16 protein-coding genes and 3 pseudogenes are annotated in these 18,383 nt (G+C 52.1%); 11 read left to right on the top strand and 8 right to left on the bottom strand.

Going from position 1 to position 18,383, the window contains the following annotated elements; translation table 11 throughout:
• Window positions 1–24: 24 nt before the first annotated feature.
• On the bottom strand, window positions 25–1,548 hold the full coding sequence (locus DO97_RS07345) for a carboxypeptidase M32 (RefSeq protein ID WP_036532344.1): 1,524 nt from the start codon (window positions 1,546–1,548) through the stop codon (window positions 25–27).
• A gap of 114 nt (window positions 1,549–1,662) precedes the next feature.
• On the opposite strand from DO97_RS07345, the gene DO97_RS07340 reads away from it, so the two are divergent.
• From DO97_RS07340 to DO97_RS07320, 5 genes and pseudogenes are all read left to right on the top strand, one after another.
• Complete coding sequence (locus tag DO97_RS07340; protein ID WP_036532169.1) at window positions 1,663–2,028, top strand: response regulator; 366 nt, start codon at window positions 1,663–1,665, stop codon at window positions 2,026–2,028.
• Window positions 2,029–2,410: 382 nt separating this feature from the next.
• Entirely contained in the window at window positions 2,411–2,674 is a 264-nt protein-coding gene (locus tag DO97_RS07335) for a hypothetical protein (RefSeq protein WP_036532168.1), read from the top strand.
• Between the two features lie 94 nt (window positions 2,675–2,768).
• A pseudogene (locus tag DO97_RS07330) lies at window positions 2,769–4,203 on the top strand (circularly permuted type 2 ATP-grasp protein).
• 37 nt (window positions 4,204–4,240) lie between these two features.
• Entirely contained in the window at window positions 4,241–4,948 is a 708-nt protein-coding gene (locus DO97_RS07325; RefSeq protein WP_036532167.1) for a response regulator transcription factor, read from the top strand.
• Window positions 4,949–5,010: 62 nt separating this feature from the next.
• Window positions 5,011–6,109, top strand: a pseudogene (locus DO97_RS07320) (sensor histidine kinase).
• A gap of 98 nt (window positions 6,110–6,207) precedes the next feature.
• On the opposite strand, the gene DO97_RS07315 reads toward DO97_RS07320, so the two are convergent.
• On the bottom strand, window positions 6,208–6,480 hold the full coding sequence (locus DO97_RS07315) for an Npun_R1517 family heterocyst differentiation transcriptional regulator (protein ID WP_036532166.1): 273 nt from the start codon (window positions 6,478–6,480) through the stop codon (window positions 6,208–6,210).
• A 906-nt stretch (window positions 6,481–7,386) separates the two neighbouring features.
• Here DO97_RS07315 and DO97_RS30910 point away from each other — a divergent pair.
• Window positions 7,387–8,677 (top strand): annotated as a pseudogene (locus tag DO97_RS30910) (ribulose bisphosphate carboxylase small subunit).
• Window positions 8,678–8,709: 32 nt separating this feature from the next.
• On the opposite strand, the gene budA reads toward DO97_RS30910, so the two are convergent.
• On the bottom strand, window positions 8,710–9,507 hold the full coding sequence (gene budA, locus DO97_RS07305) for an acetolactate decarboxylase (RefSeq protein ID WP_036532165.1): 798 nt from the start codon (window positions 9,505–9,507) through the stop codon (window positions 8,710–8,712).
• A gap of 80 nt (window positions 9,508–9,587) precedes the next feature.
• Window positions 9,588–9,953 carry a hypothetical protein gene (locus DO97_RS07300; RefSeq protein ID WP_036532163.1) on the bottom strand — a complete coding sequence of 122 codons (366 nt, stop codon included), beginning with the start codon at window positions 9,951–9,953 and terminating at the stop codon, window positions 9,588–9,590.
• A 607-nt stretch (window positions 9,954–10,560) separates the two neighbouring features.
• On the opposite strand from DO97_RS07300, the gene DO97_RS07290 reads away from it, so the two are divergent.
• Complete coding sequence (locus DO97_RS07290; RefSeq protein ID WP_036532160.1) at window positions 10,561–11,490, top strand: putative 2-dehydropantoate 2-reductase; 930 nt, start codon at window positions 10,561–10,563, stop codon at window positions 11,488–11,490.
• Window positions 11,491–11,510: 20 nt separating this feature from the next.
• On the opposite strand, the gene DO97_RS07285 is transcribed toward DO97_RS07290, so the two are convergent.
• Together DO97_RS07285 and DO97_RS07280 are read right to left on the bottom strand one after the other, a co-directional pair.
• Complete coding sequence (locus DO97_RS07285; protein ID WP_052128488.1) at window positions 11,511–13,271, bottom strand: DUF3685 domain-containing protein; 1,761 nt, start codon at window positions 13,269–13,271, stop codon at window positions 11,511–11,513.
• Window positions 13,272–13,456: 185 nt separating this feature from the next.
• Window positions 13,457–13,918 carry a Fur family transcriptional regulator gene (locus tag DO97_RS07280; RefSeq protein WP_036532159.1) on the bottom strand — a complete coding sequence of 154 codons (462 nt, stop codon included), beginning with the start codon at window positions 13,916–13,918 and terminating at the stop codon, window positions 13,457–13,459.
• A gap of 323 nt (window positions 13,919–14,241) precedes the next feature.
• On the opposite strand from DO97_RS07280, the gene DO97_RS07275 reads away from it, so the two are divergent.
• The 3 genes from DO97_RS07275 to DO97_RS07265 are packed head-to-tail and all read left to right on the top strand — an operon-like array spanning window position 14,242 to window position 15,605.
• Window positions 14,242–14,487 carry a DNA-directed RNA polymerase subunit alpha C-terminal domain-containing protein gene (locus DO97_RS07275; protein ID WP_036532158.1) on the top strand — a complete coding sequence of 82 codons (246 nt, stop codon included), beginning with the start codon at window positions 14,242–14,244 and terminating at the stop codon, window positions 14,485–14,487.
• 34 nt (window positions 14,488–14,521) lie between these two features.
• A complete protein-coding gene (locus tag DO97_RS07270; RefSeq protein WP_162182957.1) occupies window positions 14,522–15,199 on the top strand; it encodes an FUSC family protein in 678 nt (225 codons plus the stop codon).
• Window positions 15,200–15,221: 22 nt separating this feature from the next.
• Window positions 15,222–15,605: a hypothetical protein gene (locus tag DO97_RS07265; RefSeq protein WP_036532156.1), complete on the top strand. Its 384-nt coding sequence runs from the start codon at window positions 15,222–15,224 to the stop codon at window positions 15,603–15,605.
• Window positions 15,606–15,636: 31 nt separating this feature from the next.
• Here DO97_RS07265 and DO97_RS07260 read toward each other — a convergent pair whose 3' ends face one another.
• A complete protein-coding gene (locus tag DO97_RS07260; RefSeq protein WP_036532342.1) occupies window positions 15,637–16,551 on the bottom strand; it encodes a branched-chain amino acid transaminase in 915 nt (304 codons plus the stop codon).
• A 166-nt stretch (window positions 16,552–16,717) separates the two neighbouring features.
• On the bottom strand, window positions 16,718–17,728 hold the full coding sequence (locus DO97_RS07255) for an NAD-dependent epimerase (RefSeq protein ID WP_036532153.1): 1,011 nt from the start codon (window positions 17,726–17,728) through the stop codon (window positions 16,718–16,720).
• 146 nt (window positions 17,729–17,874) lie between these two features.
• Here DO97_RS07255 and DO97_RS07250 point away from each other — a divergent pair.
• Window positions 17,875–18,383, top strand: a 509-nt coding sequence (locus tag DO97_RS07250) for a glycosyltransferase (protein ID WP_204368523.1), incomplete at its 3' end; no start/stop codon positions are given.

Here is an 18,383-nt window from a genome sequence, read left to right as displayed (position 1 = left end):
ACCTCCAAGGGCGGCACTGTGCTGCTAGATGGCGTACAATTCCCCATACTTTTGCTGCAAATACCGCAGGAATGGCTCAATACTCAGGGATGTTCCGGTGACGTGCTCTACCAACTCTAGGGGGCGATAGGTGCAGCCGTGCTGGTGAATCTGCAGCCGCAGCCACTCCCGAATCGGTTGAAAGTCCCCCTGTTGCATCTGAGCTGGAACCTCTGGGTGAGCTGTGAGTAATGCCTCGAAGAATTGGGCACTCATTAAATTTCCGAGGGTATAGCCTTGGAACATGCCGCCAATGGTTCCGCAATACCAGTGGACATCCTGAAGAATTCCCTCTTGGTCTGTCTCAGGAACCAAACCCAGATCCGTGCGATAGCGCTCGTTCCAAGCAGCGGGTAAGTCTGATACTGCCAAACTTCCTTCCAGTAAAGCCACCTCTAAATCAAAGCGAATCATGACATGGAGGTTATAGGTGACCTCATCGGCATCGGTGCGGATCAGCGATCGCCGCACTTGATTGATGGCTCGGTAGAAGGTTTCCAGGGAAACAGCGCCCAGTTGCTGGGGAAATATTGTCTGCAACTGAGGGTAGAAAAACTCCCAGAAGGGACGACTTCTGCCCACAAGATTTTCCCAAAGACGAGATTGACTCTCGTGCACCCCCGAGGAGGCTCCCTCTGCCAAGGGGGTGCCTTCAAAGTCGGCGGTGATTCCCTGCTCGTAGAGGGCATGGCCCATTTCATGGATGGTACTGAACAGCGCTTCGCTCAGGTTGTGGGATTGGACGCGGGTGGTAATCCGCACATCCCCGAGGGAGAACTTGGTCATGAAGGGGTGCAGGGTTTGATCCTGCCGTCCTCGGTGGAGATCGTAGCCCAAGTGGGACAGAACCTTGTGGCTAAAGGCGAGCTGTTGATCGACGGGATAAGATTGGTGGAGACAACCAGTATCGGCGAGGGGCTGGGCTGCGATCGCTTCCACCCAAGGAACTAAACGCTGCCGCAATTGACTAAACAGCGATCGCACCGTGGTCACTGTCATGCCTGGATCCGCCGCATCAATCAGGGGATCGGCAAGATGGGCGTGGTCGGGAAAGCAGGCTGCAAGGTCTCGACTCAGTTCCAGGGTTTTCTCCAAGTAGGGTTGAACCCCAGCAAAGTCATGATTGGCTCGTGCGGCGGCCCAAGCGACATAGGAATTGGCGCGGTGATGGGAAAAAACAGCCATCAGCCTTGCCGGAATTTGCACCGCCCGTTGGTAATTGCGGCGGGTTACACGAATCAGGCTGGCATCGGGATGTTCGGGGGGCAACTGGGTCTCATAGGGGTGTAAATTTTCTAAGAGTTCCCCAAGATAGCCATCGGTGAGTTTAGTGTGGGCAATTTGATTGAGCGTCGCTAGCTGCCGCCCGCGAGCCGGCGCTCCTCCGGGGGGCATGTAGGTAGCCTGATCCCACGACAAAAGGGCCGCTGCCGACTCAATATCGTTAATTTCTGTCAAGCGTGTTTTTAGTTCTAAAAGTTGCGGCGCAACCTTGTCTGATGTTGGCATGATCAGGGAAGATAGGGAGTGGCGATCGCGGGTCAGGGATTCTGCGATCTGGGGATTGTGAGGTAAACTACCTATACTGATGATATTGCAAGCCAAAAATCTGGGTAAGGAGTTATGAGTACAGTTCTGATTGTGGACGACAGCTCTACGATACGAGAAATGGTCTTAGATCTCCTGATTAAACATGGTTTGACCGTGGTTCAGGCCAGTGATGGTGTGGAGGCCAAAGAAAAAATTCAGGCCAGTTGTCCGGACATCGTGGTCACCGATATCATCATGCCTAACATGAATGGTTATGAACTGTGTCGTTGGCTCAAAAATGAGCCGAAAACAAAGGATATTCCGGTCATTATGTTCACGACTAAAAGTGAAGAATTTGATCGTTATTGGGGGCTGAAGCAGGGGGGCGATGCTTACATTACAAAGCCCTATCAACCGGAAGAACTCTTGGAAACCATTCATAAGCTCTTAAAAAAGTAAAGATTTCCTAGGCAAGGGCGGCCAGGTACATAACTTCCCTGGACTGCCAAGCGGGTTGCCTTCGATAGTCAAGATAGTTTTTCTGTGTATTTCCCCTAGAGAATCAGCTATTTTTTTGCTATCAATGAGGGTGAAAGAAATTCTTGTAAGTGGGGCAAGATAGTCACCAGTGATTAACCAACCCCAACGGCACCCTAACAATGTCGTCCGAACTCAACAACCTGCAACTGACGCCTATCAACCATTCACCCGTGTGGAAGCGAGTGGAAGGATTATCCGTGAGTACAGCGGTTTTCTCCCCTGCTCCCAACTCGCCGCAAGACACATACTTAGATGCGAGCACCTCCGGGACATTCCTAGCGAGGGATTTTCGCCCTACCGAGTGGAACCCGAGTTTACCCATCAACTCTGGATCTGGTATCGCACCCGAGAAGAACCCGGCCGACTGCAGCTAGTGTTTCGGGGTCAGTTTGACTTTTCCATCCCTGGGAAAGATGCGGATGGAATTGCCGGGATGGTGACCGACTTTCTGGCGCGGATGCTGTGGGAAGCAAAGAGTCTCAAGCAGGCGCAGCGCAATGATAATAGTGATGTTTTTTGGTCTCGGGCGGTATCCACGAAGTTAGGGAACCTGACCATTGTTTGAGCTGCGGTCAATGACCAGAGGAAGCCGTTGCAAAACTGGCAGCTACGATTAAACTGATAGGAAAGATTGATCATTCAGTTGTGTAGCGATCGCCGTGCAAATTAGCACCTATCAGCCTGGAGACTTCTACGACGAGTTATTCGTGAGAGAGGGTCAGCCTCGCCCAGAGGCTCAACTCCTAATCGAACGCATGACTGCCCTCTCCGCCGAAGAACTGCAACAGCGACAGCAAGCTGCCCAAGCCGCCCTCTTCAAGTTGGGAGTGACGTTTAATGTCTATGGCGACAGCCAGGGAACCGAGCGCATCTGGCCCTTTGATATTGTTCCACGCATTGTCTCCGCCTCGGAGTGGAGCTACCTGGAGCGCGGCCTGAAGCAGCGGATTCATGCCCTCAACCTCTTCATTGCCGATGTCTATGGTGCTCAGAAAATTCTCCTCGATCGGGTGGTTCCCAGGGAGCTGATCGAATCTGCAAAGGGCTTTCTGAAACCCTGTTTAGATCTGAAGCCCCCCGGTGATATTTGGTGCCATATTACGGGAACCGATCTGGTGCGCGATCGCGATGGGCAGGTTTACGTCCTAGAGGATAATCTCCGGTGTCCGTCAGGGATCTCCTACGTGCTAGAGAACCGCCGGGTGATGAAAAGTACTTTTCCTAAGCTGTTCGGCTGGCTGGATATTCTCCCCGTGGATGACTATCCCAGCCATCTGCTCGATACCCTGCTGCACCTTGTACCCAGCCATGTCAGTGATCCAACCGTCGTATTGCTGACCCCTGGTATTTATAACTCTGCCTATTTCGAGCATTCGTTTCTGGCACAACAGATGGGGGTGGAACTGGTAGAGGGTCGGGATCTGGTGATTACCGATGGTTACCTACAGATGCGAACCACCAAAGGGTTAAAGCGAGTCGATGTGATTTACCGCCGGATTGATGATGACTTCATCGATCCCCTGGTATTTCGACCGGACTCAATGCTGGGCGTACCGGGATTAACCGAAGTGTACCGATCAGGACGGGTGGCGATCGCCAATGCTTTAGGCACGGGAGTTGCCGATGATAAGGTGCTCTATGCCTACGCTCCCCAAATTATCCATTACTACCTGGGAGAGGAGCCGATTATTCCCAATGTCCCCACCTACCTCTGTTGGGAACCGCAACAACTCGCTCACGTCCTGGCGAATCTTGACCAGCTCGTCGTCAAAGCTGCCAACGAGTCTGGAGGCTACGGGATGTTGGTGGGCCCCCATGCCACCGACGCCCAGCGGCAAGAGTTTGCTCAACGCATCCAGGCCAACCCCCGGAACTACATTGCCCAGCCCACCCTCTGCCTGTCGCGGGTGCCGACGATCCTCGACAATGACTTCGAGGGGTGCCATGTGGACTTGCGACCCTATATTCTCTACGGCCAGGAGATATATGTCCATCCCGGCGGATTGACCCGTGTCGCCTTAAAGCGGGGGTCTCTGGTGGTTAATTCCTCCCACGGGGGGGGGTAGTAAGGACACCTGGGTGCTAGCACACTAGCAGTTGAGTAGACCCAGCCATCGCCGGGAGGGAGAGCATGGATATTTTAATTGTTGAGGAAGACCGGGAAATTTCCAAACTGATTCACCATCTCCTAGAACAGGAAGGGTTCAATTGCCGCGTCTGCTACGACGGGCTGATGGCCTTAGAAATCTACAAACAACAGCCACCGGATTTGATGATTCTGGATTTGATGTTGCCCGGTTTACACGGCCTAGAGGTGTGTACCCGGGTCCGCAAACATCCCAGTGCTAAGGATCCCTATATATTGATGTTGACCGCCAAGGGCGAGGAAATAGATCGGGTAGTGGGGCTGTCCACCGGGGCCGATGACTATATGGTTAAACCCTTTAGCCCTAGGGAGTTGGTTGCCAGGGTGAGATCGCTGCTGCGGCGGAGTCTGCGACAGGTGGGGAAAAGCCAAACCTATCAGACCCAGCACTTTACCATTGACCTTGATCAGCGCACTGCCTGTCGGCATTTATCCCCCGGCCCTGGGGAACCCTTGGATCTGACCACCTTGGAATTTAATCTACTGACGACCTTTGTCAGCTATCCAGGGCGGGTGTGGAATCGCAGCCAGTTAATCGATAAGCTGTGGGGGAGCGACTTTTTTGGGGATGAGCGGGTGGTAGATACCCATGTAGCTCGCCTGCGCAAGAAAGTAGAAGCCGATTCCGCTAACCCAATCTTTATCAAAACGGTGACGGGAGTGGGCTATAAATTTGAAGATGCCGCTGTTTAGGTGCAAAAGATGGATCGTTGCCCTGATGCTACGTGGCTAACATTCCCTCTCAACCTGGCATCGTGGTTAAATTCAATCTGAGACGGCGCCTGTTTCTTTCACACCTGTTGGTGGGGTTGTTGGTATCGGGTAGTCTGGTTCTCTCCGGTGAAGAGTTCGTCAAGTTCAATCTGATTCACCAAGTGGATCAAAAATATGATGCCTCGGGACAATTTCTCCAGCACTATAGCCTGGCAGAACTGATTGCAGACTTTGATGCCGCCTGGCGATTTGGGGTGTTTTGGTCTCTTGCCATTGGCGGCATTGCGGCGGGGGGCGTTGGGTACTGGATGACGCGCCAGATTGTCCAGCCCTTGCGCCAGATGGAGAAAATCACCCATCGATTTGCCAAAGGTCACTTAGGGGAACGCATGCCCGAAAGTCAGGTTCTAGAATTTAGCCAACTTAGCAGTAGTTTCAATCACATGGCCGCCAGCCTTGAAGGGGTAGAGCAGCGACGGCGAGAACTGGTGAGCGATCTCACCCACGAACTCCGAACCCCCCTAACGGTGCTGCGGGGGTATTTGGAAGAGCTGGCGGATGGCAGAATTGAACCTGCACCGGAAATTTACGTCCAACTCGCCCGAGAAACCAGTCGGTTACAGCGACTAGTGCATGACTTGCAAGAACTGTCTAAGGCCGAAGCCGGTTACTTAGCCGTCGATTTGCAACCGGTGCAATTAACCCCCTTACTCACCTCTCTGGTGCAGCGATTCAGTGATCAGGTACTGGAAGAGGGGCCCCAGTTAAAACTTGATTTACCCCCTAAATTACCCTTGGTACTGGCCGATCTTGATCGGGTAGAGCAAATCTTAGTGAATTTGCTGGGAAATGCCCTGCGCTATACCCCTCAAGGGTCGATTACGGTAAGGGCTTGGACAACGGATGCCTATCTTTGGATTGCGGTAATCGATACTGGGGTAGGGATTGCGGCGACGGATCTGCCCCACGTGTTTGAGCGCTTTTGGCGGGCCGATCAAGCGCGATCGCGCCAATCCGGCGGCACAGGCATCGGGCTGGCGATTACTCTGCGCTTAGTGGAATTGCAGGGGGGGTAAAATCGAAGCCGAGAGCCAACTCCATGTGGGCAGCACCTTTCGCTTCTGTTTACCCCTTGCCTAAGCTAGGAGTCTATCAACTTTAGTGGATGGCCAAACAGTTTTAAAGGGGGTTGTATTTTGATGGGTTTCACCCCCTAAAAAGCATCTTGACAGACCACCCTAGGCAGCTGAGTTGCGGAGGCGAATCAGTTGACGGCGCATTTGGGGAGACGCTACCGTCTCGGGAATTTCCTGAGCATTCACCTCAATTTGCAGCGGCTCTAAATAATCATCCTCCCCACAAGCGAAGGCATCTAATAACATTTCTAGGAGTCGATCGCGATCGTGCAGCAGTTCTTTATCTTCAATTAATCGAAACTTTAAATGAACTTCACAATCAAAGATGCTGACTTCAGAATTGGAGAATGGAATGGTTTGCGAATCACGACTCATAGCAAAAAACGCCTCGATTGTACTGAACGAATAAAGCTGATGGGTTCAAAACTCAATAGCAATCATCAAGTTGTTGGGAGAGTAAAGGATACTGAAGAAACCGACGGATAATTTGCCAGCTGTTGGCCGAGAGAGTCACAAACTGTGGGATCGAGCTTGATTCTCTGAGGATCTTGCTTGATGGTGGATCGCGTCACGCTGAATCATGGGAACTTGCAGTCAAGGAAATTCTTTATCTATAAACCTAAAGTACCATCGAAGTTCTTGGGTTTGAATCCGCTAAACAACTGAACTTTAGACTGACAAAACATCACAGACTTAGTTGCTACTTCAAACTGTCTTTATCCCTACTTCATGGTTGAGGTGTTTGGGGAAAAAGTAGGTTGTTTTTATGTTGTATTTTCCAGTTATCAAGAGATAAATTAATTCAATCTTGATATTCAAGTGACTTTTATAAACTTTCGATGTCTAAGGCTCAGTCCCCACCCTGGAAAAATCTCAAACCCGGAAGTGCTCATTATTACTGCAATATCCGCCATGATCCTATAACCGGCGCTCCTGCATCCATCCAGCTAATTGCATCAAGATGGAGGTGAAACTTCAATCTCGAGGGCTGTTAGGATCTACTAATAGTGTTTAAAAGAAATTCCTTGTCGACCTGGCGCTATAGACGGCGTCAGTTTCAAGGATGCCAGGGAGGCAATGGGGATATCCTTGCCGGGTAGCCCTGGCTCAGGTGAGGGCATCTCCCTGCCTGCCTGCTTCTAGGAGTCGAGTCAGCCATCCCAACTTCCTGGAAAATACCGAAGCAACCGCTGCTACTCCCCACCCCAGAAACCGCTCAGTTCCCTGGAGGGTATCGGTAGATCGGTATAACGTGTGAACTATCTGCAACCTGCGATCGCCATGAGCTATTTCATCTCTCCCCGTTTTCTCGCTAAACTGTCCGTTCACATCACCAAGAACTATCTAAATTTGCCCCTAGTGAAGGTGCCCCTGATCCTGGGCATCCATGGGCGTAAGGGGGAAGGCAAATCCTTTCAGTGCGATCTGGTCTTTGAGCGCATGGGGGTGAATGTCGTCCACATGTCTGCTGGGGAACTAGAAAGCCCCGATGCGGGAGATCCCGCGCGCCTGATTCGCCTGCGTTACCGCGAAGCCGCAGAATTGGTGAAGGTGCGGGGTCGCATGGCGGTACTCATGATCAATGACATTGATGCCGGAGCCGGTCGAGTAGATCAGTACACCCAGTACACCGTCAATACCCAGTTGGTCAACGGCACCTTGATGAACATTGCCGACAATCCCACGAATGTGCAACTTCCTGGGAGCTATGAGCTAGAACCAATCCAGCGCGTCCCGATTGTGGTGACGGGTAATGATTTTTCGACGCTCTACGCCCCCCTGATTCGGGATGGACGGATGGAAAAGTTTTTCTGGGAACCGAACCGAGCCGATCGCATTGGGGTTGTCAGCAGTATTTTTCAGGCGGATGGGGTTGCACCTACTCAGATTGAAACCTTAGTGGATACCTTCCCCGATCAGGCCATTGACTTCTATGGTGCCCTGCGATCGCGCCTGTACGATGAGCAGATTTACCATCTGATTCAAACGGTAGGACTTGATCGCATCTCCCTGCGGGTTGTCAACAGTCAGGAAGACCCCCCCCGAATTTCAACCACCGGACTTTAGCCTGCCCCATCTGATCGAAATCGGGCAGCAATTGGTGCAAGAGCAGCAGCGAGTCCAAGAGATGGGGTTGGCGGCAGCCTATAACAAGTCCCTTTACTTCAACCGCAAGCTGGGGGATACGGCAGAGCCCCCCAGCTTGCCCACGACTCCCTTCTTTCGCGCCTACCATCCAGACACAAGGGAGCGTCAGCCTGAAATCGCCAGCCAGAGTTACCCTGGTCAGCCTTCTAGCACTCGCTTGGCTCCTGAAATGGTGACCCAGGTGAATCAAATCCTGGCTCAGGGACAACGATTGGGCATTGAATATGTGGATGAACGTCGCTTCCGCACGAATTCCTGGAATTGTTATGGCACAGTTGAGGGCAAGGGAGCTGAGGCGATGGCACTGCTGGAATCTTGTTTAGATCAATATCCGGAGCACTATATTCGTCTGGTGGCCATTCATCCCCAAGATCGGCGGCGACTGCAAGAAGTTGTGATCCAACGGCCATCAACCCCGAAATAGGGCATATTCACCCTGCCTGTCCTCACAACAACCTACCAATCCAGACCTTTGAGGGAGCTAGAGTCGCTTCCCGATAAATTCACCTTCCGAAAAGCAGCAGTATCGGGGAGGTGAATCTGGATCTGCGCCAAGGTATCGATGGCAATTTTTACCTGGTGGGGCTGAAATTGGCCTGCGAGGACGTGACCCCCGATTTGGAGATCGCCACTGATGAAATGAAAGTGATAGCCATTGACATTTATCCCTTGCAGATAGGCGGGGGTACGAAACCCCACTAATGTTCCCTGGATATTGGCGCGTTCAAAGATCGACTGCTGGGGCAGCACCTCAGCCAGGGGACGATAGGGAGGATGTTGTCGGGGAACACTGCGAAATTTTAAGGTTTGGAAGGTGCCCTGAACCCGGATCGCATAGGGCAAATTGCCACTGGGCAACTGCTGATCTAAAAATTGCTGGAGTTGCGGGAAATCCAAGAGGGTTGGCAATTTCAGCGATCGCTGCGGTTGAAACTGGGTAACCACGGCAAAGGGAGTTAACCTCTCATCGGTCAGGAGCGAGACCTCCCCCTGGTGATCCACTCGGTAGAATTGTCCCTCCAGCGCCACCATTTCCCCATCCAACCCATTGACGGTGCCCAAGCCAAAATTCCCCTGTCGCCGCAGCGTCCCTAGGTTCAGATCGCCATCGTAGACCCCTGCCAGCAAGGCACTGAGGGTTGATGTCTGAAACAGCGAATGGGGTGGAGCCGCAGCCTGGGAGAACCCCACAGCCAGGAGCATTAACCCAGCCGTGATCAGGGAAATTAGCCAAATATAGGGCTTAAAAGACACTGAGATGCTCCCAGATAGTACAGTCAATCAGAGTCAGGCTAGCATCCTTGGGGTCGAGAGCAGCCCTTGCTGCCCCCAGACTACAAAGAGACATCAAGACTGGTGGTGGGCCCCAGGGTGCAGTCGAGGCCGGGATCACAGTCATACCCCAGATCTCCTGCCCAGGGAACACCAGCGTAGTTGCTGACATCAACGAACCCAGGGTGGGGATGAATGGACAAATTCATTTCGCTGGATTCATAGTGAATTCTCTGAGCTTCCGTTAACTGATTGCCGGCTGATTCTAGCTGCTGCTGTTCGCTGGGATTAACGGTGGGGGAACCCAACTCAGCCGCTGGATCGGGTTTTGGGATCGGTTGCTGGGCATAGAGAAGGCTTAGCCCATTGGCAAAGGCAGGCTGGGAAAGACCAACCATCAGGAAAAATACCGCTATTAATAACTTCATAGACTCACGAGGGCGTAACGTTCTAGTTCAATTCTTCACTATCTGGCTCTGGATCTTCCTGCCCCGTACCCCGAAATTTATCGGTTACTGTCGCTGCAATTCCAGATTGAGGACAATACTGGGGGAAGCCTTTTAACCAGGGGGGTGTCAGAGGCAGCAATGCCACTGAAGATTGGCTCTCTGTTCCAAGAGATCCCCTGCTGGACAGTTTGGGAACTCCCCTGATTTGCGGACACTGGATGCCAGCCTTTGTAGCCATGCATTAGATAACTTGCGCGCAGGCTGGCGATGATTGCCAGCCTTTTTTTTGGCTGCGGCCACACCCTTGGTCTTTGTTTCCCAGAGACTTCCTCTCTAAAATAGCGGATAAGGTGAAAATCTCCCGATCCGAATGGGTTAAGGACAGTGCAAGCTTCCCAATGCAACTGCTGAATAGAGGAGTCTGGTACGTTGCGGTTTCCCTTGGCAGCTCTGCTTCACTGCCTACTGGGTATTGGGCAACCCGGTTTCAGCACTTTCCATAGATCTTGGTAGATTGGACAAGCCCTGAAGCAGTATATTTTGCATCAGTCCTAGAATACGAGCCAGTAGTGAAGAGGAGCAAGCATTGACAACCTATGCAATTCTCGGAACGGGTGCCCTGGGTGGCTTCTATGGCGCCCGGCTGCAACAGGCAGGCAACACTGTTCACTTCTTGCTCCACAGCGATTATGCCCATGTCAAACGGCAGGGGTTGGTGATTGAATCTCCGGCGGGAAACTTTACGTTGCCCCAAGTCAACGCCTACGCCGATGTGGGGGAAATGCCCCCCTGTGATGTGGTCGTCGTTGCCCTGAAAAGCACCCAGAACCATTTGCTACCCCAACTGTTGCCACCAGTGTTGCAAGAGACAGGCGTGGTGCTGCTGCTCCAGAATGGTCTGGACGTAGAGAAGGCCGTAGCAACCATTGTGGGGGATCAGCGGGTGATGAGCGGTCTCTGTTTTATTTGCTCCAATAAAGTTGGCCCCGGTCATATTCGCCATCTGGATTACGGTGCCATCATCCTGGGGGACTATGCCCCCGGTTACCCATCCCTAGGAATTACGGCTCGGATGCAGCGAGTGGCGCAGGACTTCACCCAGGCAGGGATTGACGTGGAACTGGCAACGGATCTCTTACTGGCTCGCTGGCGCAAGCTCGTTTGGAACATTCCCTTCAATGGCCTCTCGGTGGTTTTAGATGCCAAGGTTGATGCCCTGATCACTGATTCCCATACGCACCAGTTGGCCACCGATCTGATGCAGGAAGTGGTGGCGATCGCAGCTCGTCAAGGCCGGGAGATTCCCGAGGCGTATATTCAAGGGATGCTCAAGGCGACCACCCAGATGAAACCCTATCTCACCAGTATGAAGATTGATTATGACCAGGGTCGCCCGATGGAAATAGAAGCCCTGTTTGGCAACCCTCTGAGAGTTGCCCAAGTAACCGGGGTGTCTGTTCCGAAGCTGGAAATGCTGTATCAGCAACTGCTGTTTCTGGATCGGCAGCAGGGTTGATCGGGGAGCAGCTGGGGAGGTTACTTCTGGCGATCGCGACTGTAGCGGTTCTCTTGCCAAGCACTGCCAATGCCCTGAACAATGCCCCGACCGATCAAGCCAATGCCCCGACCTACCACCTCTGTGAGCACATAGACAACCCCCGATCCCAAAAAAGACAGGGCCGATCGCAACCGCGGGGCGATGGCATCCCGAGCCTCCAGAATCAGGGTCACCACCATGGGTAACCCAGCCAGTTGGGTCAGTTCTTGGGTGCGGGGGGCATAGATAGAGCGGCAGTGAATGCCCTGATCCAGCACCAGTAACTCAAAGCGGCTCTCAAAAATTGCCTTGGGTTCACCAATGTAGCTGCCCAGGCGATACTTCCAAGAGAGATTATTTCTAAATCGGGCGATTTCACGGGTCGAAATTAAGCGGCGATCGTAGAAGCCCTGTTTCATGGACTCCACATCCGCAAAGTGATTCAACAGGGGGTGGACGACGGCATTGGCAACCTGTAGCAAGAGATTTTGCAGTAAGAGTGTTGCCCGTTCCCTGGCCTTTTCCGATCCCACAGGGGAGATCTCGTTGTCAATGGTTAGTCCTGTTTGAAACAATAGGTAAGCTAGGAGCGGTTCAACCAGGGGAATCTTATTGAGAATGGCCGCTTGAACCAGCGGAGCATCTCCCAAGAGTACCGGAATCACCGCCACTGGCTCTGCTCCTAGGAGTAGGGTTGAGTACTTGCCAAAGAAATCCATTGTGGTTCCCTGCCACAAATCTTGCAAGACCAGCGGAATTTTCTCCCGCAGTTGCAGGGGAAGCACCTGGGAAAACCGCAACTCATCGAGCAGGGTTTCCAACTGGCGCAGGGTGATGTAGAGTAGCTCTTGCTTCTTGTCCTCCCGGAGAATGTCAATTTCGAGGGGACGCTCCGTGAGATTCCTTAACCCCCCTTGCAGTTGCTCTACCACCGCCTCGAATAGCTGCGATCTGAGGACGCTCTCACTGAGGCTGGAGGCTGGGGATACCGCTGGTGGGCTATCCAATTGCCGTTGGGTCGAAACAGGGGCGAATCTAGCGGCATGCCGGGGGGAGATTGCCAACTCCGCCGAGGGGTTGGATGTCGCCAGCAGATGATTCACCAGCCATCGCGCTGCCCGCAGTTCGCGCTGCCGCCCGGTCATGATCCACCCATCAACGGCAGAAAGGCTGGGGTTTTGCAAGTACACCGATAAGGCCGCCAAGGTGGTGTCGATGCGCTGAATTCCCGCCTGTCGCAGATTTTGCCGTAGCCTAGCTCCAGGCCCTAACCGTCTGGAACCAGCCGATTTCTGGGTAGCAGCGAGGGTTCCTGGAGCCTCTGTCCAGAGATCCGCAGGCCAGACAGCCTTGCCCGTCACTAGGTGTTCCATGGCTGCTAGCAGTTCCGAGTTGGGGATTCCCTTTGGGCAATACCCATTGGCTCCAGCTGCCAAGGCTGACAACAACAGGGATGACTCCTGCACCGTGGTCAACAAGAGCACGGGGAGTTGGGGATACTGGGTTTTTAACTGGGTGAGCAGTGTTAATCCCGGAGAGGCGGAGGGGAAACGATGATCGATGGCCGCTCTTTGACCCTCGGGAGTTGCCAAATCTAGAATCACTAAGTCAAGCGCCAACCCAGTTGCAGATACCGCATCAGACGGCTGCATCACCGTGGTGATAGAGGCAGTTGCTAGCTCACATGCCACCACCATCTGCCACTGAGATAAGCCTTCGACCCACATCCCAAAACCCAAGCGAAAAACTTGGGTCGTCATCAACCAGCGCTAACTTGAAGCGGTGATTTGCTGCCGGAACCGCTGTCTCCTGCTCCATGCACCCAAGCAAGTCCCCATCTAGGATTGATCCAACCCGAACCAGCCAGCGATCGCCGCGGGGATTCGTGCCACTAGCCTACCGAAAGCAACGGGGATTGTATAGCAGCCGTCTCACTTCAGTAATGTTACAGGTCACTGGAACTGAGGGTTGGGGGCAATCGATAGCCGTAGAAATCAATGCGATATTCCGTAACTCGTACCCCGGTTGTTTGTTCAATTTGCGCTAGGAGTGCCGGCGGGAGTTCAATATGCACATCTAAAATCTGCTGGGTATCTAAACAATTCACATGGCTGTGAATATCACTGATATTGCCGTAGAGCCGACCATCGGAACGCTCCAGACATTCAATGATCCCATGCTCTGAGAGGGCTTCTAAATTTTGATAGACCGAGGTATGTCCAATCGCCTTTCCCTGTTGGTTCAAGCGGTCATAGATCTCCCGAGCTGACAGGTGCTCCTTGGCTTGCCACAGCAGTTCCAAAATAAACCGCCGTTGCCGACTCAGGCGCATCCCCAAGCCCTGACACCGATCCAGTGCATCTTCTAAGGAGCGAATCGGTTTGACAGAGGCAACTTCAATTTGCATAGCTCAATATATAAGAAAATTTAGCAGCAGATCGCCAAGTTGCAACGACCCCCACGCCACCGAACTGAGTGTCAGCTATCCTGCCATCGAAGATGGTAATCCTGGGTACTGAATCAATCATCCTAGGGCATCTAGGGGCGGTATATTTTGTTGATTGCCTACCAAAAGCTACTTCTATCTTACGCTAAAGTAAACTCACTACAACTTTGCTTTTGCGATCGCTCCATCGAGCCAAGGGGAATGCAGATTAGAGATTATCGATAGGATACGCGAGAAAATCTTCGGTCAGTCCCACCCTTATCCTTGCTGCCTAGCGCCCCCCTATGAACAACCCTGTACACCCATTGCTGCAAACAACCGCCATTGAAGCCTTGGAACTATCGATGCAAGCCCACGGTTTTCTCAAGCGATCTCAAATTCACACCATTGCCGACCTGCTGAATTACACCCAGGAAGATCTGAGAATTCTTGATCCCAGCTCCGCCCATGAGGTGATCACCGCATTACACGAGCGATTGGGTATCGCCCTCCCCCAAGCCGCCGGAGACTTAGACGATCAGATGGCGTAGTTTTAAGATGCGCTTCCCTTCCCCTGCGACCTGGATGACTCGTTGGTATCAACGGGTTCAGCCTCAGGTGTCTCTTACCCAGGTGCAATCTGCAATCAAACTAGGACTCTCGGCCATCTTAGCCTTTTGGTTGGCCCAACTCTGCCGCTTTGAAGAACCCGTTTGGGCCGTGATTACTGTCGGAATTGTCAATAGTTCCTACGTGGGAAATTCCTTAGAAATTGGCCGAAATCGGATTATTGGCACCATTTTTGGGGCGCTTTTAGGCGGGATTCTCTCCACCCTGCTGGGGTCAGCGACGAAGAACCCCTCGACCCTGGCTATCGGGATGACTGCGGCTGCCCTCCTTTCTGTCTGGCTGCAACTCCCCGCCTACTCGCAAAAACTCTCGACCTATACCCTGGCAATGGTTGTGGTGGCCCAGTCCCATACTTGGGCCGTGGCATTGAACCGTTGTCTGTTAATCAGCCTCGGGGTTGTGGTGGCTTTAGGGGTGAATCTTTTGGTGTGGCCTTACCCCAATCGCGATCTCTTGAGAAAAGGACTGGCTGAGCACCTATGTCTCAGTCGTCATTTTTTGGCGACGCTGATGGAGCAATACCTCCAACAACAGCCGTCGGCCACAGATTTGGCAGCGTTGAGAACGACGATCCACCAGGCGCAGCGGAGCAATCAGGAGCTGATCGAGGATATTCTCAAAACCCCCGGGTGAAGAAGCCAGGGATGAACAGTTATTGCGTCTAACCCAATTATTAGAGCGGGTGCAAACTCACTTATTTGCCTTCAGCGAGATTATGACCACCCATGATCCAACCATGAGAGTTCCGAGTCAGTTAGTTCCCCAATTACACCAGTGTCAGGAGGTACAGCTACAGGCTTTTTCAGAGATTGTTCTCACGCTGGAACATCCTCAACAGAGCGGTCAACCGCGATCTCTGGATCCAGAAATCACTCGGTTAAATCAAGCCTATCAGGAGTTTCGAGCCTCAGGCATGAATCGAGAGTTTCAGGCGGAAGAGATGCTGATCCTACTCGCTTGCATTTATACGCTGCAATCCCTAGGTCGTGAGTTAGCTGACATGATCCAGGTGCTCCAGCACTGGCGGGTCTCTCCTTAAACAACATCTGTGGAGGGAATGGCAGCGACCCTCAGCTTAAGGGCACCACATTTACCCAGCTTTGATAAGCAGGTTCCCGATTTTCCGTGATCGCCGCGAGTTTTGACCTTAACAGTTCCGTCAGGGGTCGCTGTTGGGGCAATTCATAGCTTTCAACCCGTTGAATCGGCACCACCTTAGCAGCGGTGCCACACAAAAAGGCTTCGTCGGCAATCAGCAACTCTGAGCGATCCACCGCCCGTTCCACAAGGGGAATCCCCAGATCCCGCGCCAAGGTGATGACGCTATCGCGGGTAATGCCTTCTAAAATATCCTGATCAAAGCCGGGGGTAATCAGTTGCCCATTTCTGACAATGAAAATATTCATTCCCGAGGCTTCACACACCTTTCCCTGGGTATTCATGAGAATTGCTTCATCAAACCCTGACTTCACCGCTTCTGTTTTAGCCAGTGCCGAGGTGATATAAGCCCCACTAATTTTGCCGCGCAGGGGGAAACTCCGATCCTCCTGGCGGTACCAAGAGCTAATCCGACAACTGACCCCATCGGGGGATAAATAATCGCCAAACATCATCCCATACACAAAGAAATCTGTTTCAATGTTATGGAGTCGCGGGGCAATTCCCAAATCAGAGGTGTAGACAAAGGGGCGAATATAAAATGACGTTTGCGGCCGATTGCGTTGAACAAATTCAATAATCACCTTTTGAATTTTCTCGGCTGGCAGGTCATAGTACAGATACCGAGCACTTTGGCTCAGCCGTTGACAGTGGCGCTCGAGGCGAAATAACAGCACCTGATTAGAATTCTGGGGATCGAGAATCCCCCGGAGCCCCCCGAATGCTCCCGTTCCGTAGTGCAACGCATGGGTAGCAATGGAAAGCTTGGCTTCTGGGAACGGGACAAACTGATTTTGAAAATAAGCAATGGGCAGAAAGTCATCCATCATCGCACGTGGGGTTACTCAAGAATTGCCCGCACAAAATTTTGTGCTGTAGGGCTTGGCGTCCTGATGCTAGGGAGAGAGGGGGACACAAACCGACTCTCATCGACACCCAACTGTTGATCTGGAGCCAATTTAGCTCTATCACTATACAGCGTTTTTCACCTGTTTAGACCTTGTAATAGGAGCGGTACCAGGAGACAAATCGCTGAATCCCTACTTCAATGGGCGTGTTGGGACAGAAGCCCACATCTCGGATTAAGTCATCCACCTCGGCGTAGGTTGCAGGGACATCCCCTAGCTGCATCGGTAGCAGATTTTTCTCAGCCTTGATTCCCAGGGCGGCTTCTAGCACTGTAATAAAGTGCATAAGTTCGACGGGCTGATGATTGCCGATGTTATAGAGTCGATAGGGGGCATTGCTGGTACCAGGGTCCGGTTGGGTACCAGTCCAACTGGGGTTGGGGGTAGGAATCTGGTCAGCAACCCTTAGAATGCCTTCAACAATGTCATCAATATAGGTGAAATCTCGTTGCATCTGGCCGAAGTTAAAGACATCAATGGGCTGACCTGCCAGAATTGCCTTGGTGAACAGAAACAATGCCATATCTGGACGCCCCCAAGGGCCATAAACCGTAAAGAAGCGCAGCCCAGTGGTGGGCAGACGATAGAGATGGCTGTAAGTGTGAGCCATTAACTCATTCGCCTTCTTCGTGGCAGCATAGAGGCTGAGGGGATGATCAACATTGTCATGCACCGAAAAGGGTGTCTTGGTATTGGCACCGTAGACTGAACTGGAGGAGGCGAAGACGAGGTGCTGAATCCTATGGTGACGGCAGCCTTCTAGAATGTTGGTAAAGCCAATCAGGTTGCTATCAATGTAGGCATGGGGATTTTCCAGGGAATACCGTACCCCGGCTTGCGCTGCTAGATTGATGACAATGTCAAAAGATTGGGTGGCAAATAGTTGCATCATGCCACTGCGATCGCCTAAGTCTAGGAAATGGAAGCTGAACTGGGGGTGTGGCTTTAGTTGCTCTAGGCGAGCCTGCTTCAGGGAGACATCATAGTAGTCATTCAGGTTATCCAGACCTACTACATCATTGCCGCGAGCCAGGAGCTTTTGACTCAGATGAAATCCAATAAAACCGGCTGCACCTGTGACTAAAACTTTGACCACACAATCTCCTCAGATCCTTGATAGACACCCATGAAGCTATTGTAGTGTTCTGGGAAGGAATCAGATAAAATTGGGAACATTGCCGTTTGTTTGCCTATAGGCTGCTAATGTTGAGTCGTTCCTGGTTTCCCAAGGTTAGTCTACGATTGAATTATTTATCGACCACCCTTAAGCAGCGAGGCTGGAAGTATGGGTTTAAGAAAGTCCTGGAAAAATTTGCTGCTTTTAAAACTCAGCAGTCTGTACCGGCGATCGCCCCTTCCCAGGCTTACACCTGTCTCCATTACTACCTTCCTGAAATTCCCCTAAGTCAAGATTTTCTCTATTATTCCTGGTTGATTCGGAATTATCCTCGGTTGACAGATTTAGAGCGAATGCGATCAACGTTGCCAGCGCTGCGATCGCCCATCATTAGCATTCTGATGCCCGTCTATAATACCCCAGAGAATTATCTCAGAGCCGCGATCAATTCCGTCTTAGCTCAAGTTTATCCTTGCTGGGAACTCTGTATTGCGGATGATGCTTCAACCGTACCTCATATTCATCAGATCCTCAAGGATTACGGTGAACAAGATCCTCGCATTAAGGTTGATTTTAGAACCGAAAATGGCAATATTTCTCGCTGTTCTAACTCAGCATTGACACTGGCAACGGG

This window comes from Neosynechococcus sphagnicola sy1, assembly GCF_000775285.1.
Classification (GTDB): Bacteria; Cyanobacteriota; Cyanobacteriia; order Neosynechococcales; family Neosynechococcaceae; genus Neosynechococcus; species Neosynechococcus sphagnicola.
The sequence above is the reverse complement of the archived record's forward strand: the minus strand, read 5'-3'. Positions and strand labels throughout refer to the sequence as shown.

Bases quoted from the DNA above. Each gene is read 5' to 3' on its own strand.
- DO97_RS07345 (WP_036532344.1), bottom strand. From the start codon at position 1,548: ATGCCAACATCAGACAAGGTTGCGCCGCAACTTTTAGAACTAAAAACA.
- DO97_RS07340 (WP_036532169.1), top strand. From the start codon at position 1,663: ATGAGTACAGTTCTGATTGTGGACGACAGCTCTACGATACGAGAAATG.
- DO97_RS07325 (WP_036532167.1), top strand. From the start codon at position 4,241: ATGGATATTTTAATTGTTGAGGAAGACCGGGAAATTTCCAAACTGATT.
- DO97_RS07315 (WP_036532166.1), bottom strand. From the start codon at position 6,480: ATGAGTCGTGATTCGCAAACCATTCCATTCTCCAATTCTGAAGTCAGC.
- DO97_RS07300 (WP_036532163.1), bottom strand. From the start codon at position 9,953: ATGAAGTTATTAATAGCGGTATTTTTCCTGATGGTTGGTCTTTCCCAG.
- DO97_RS07285 (WP_052128488.1), bottom strand. From the start codon at position 13,271: ATGACGACCCAAGTTTTTCGCTTGGGTTTTGGGATGTGGGTCGAAGGC.
- DO97_RS07280 (WP_036532159.1), bottom strand. From the start codon at position 13,918: ATGCAAATTGAAGTTGCCTCTGTCAAACCGATTCGCTCCTTAGAAGAT.
- DO97_RS07275 (WP_036532158.1), top strand. From the start codon at position 14,242: ATGAACAACCCTGTACACCCATTGCTGCAAACAACCGCCATTGAAGCC.
- DO97_RS07270 (WP_162182957.1), top strand. From the start codon at position 14,522: ATGACTCGTTGGTATCAACGGGTTCAGCCTCAGGTGTCTCTTACCCAG.
- DO97_RS07260 (WP_036532342.1), bottom strand. From the start codon at position 16,551: ATGGATGACTTTCTGCCCATTGCTTATTTTCAAAATCAGTTTGTCCCG.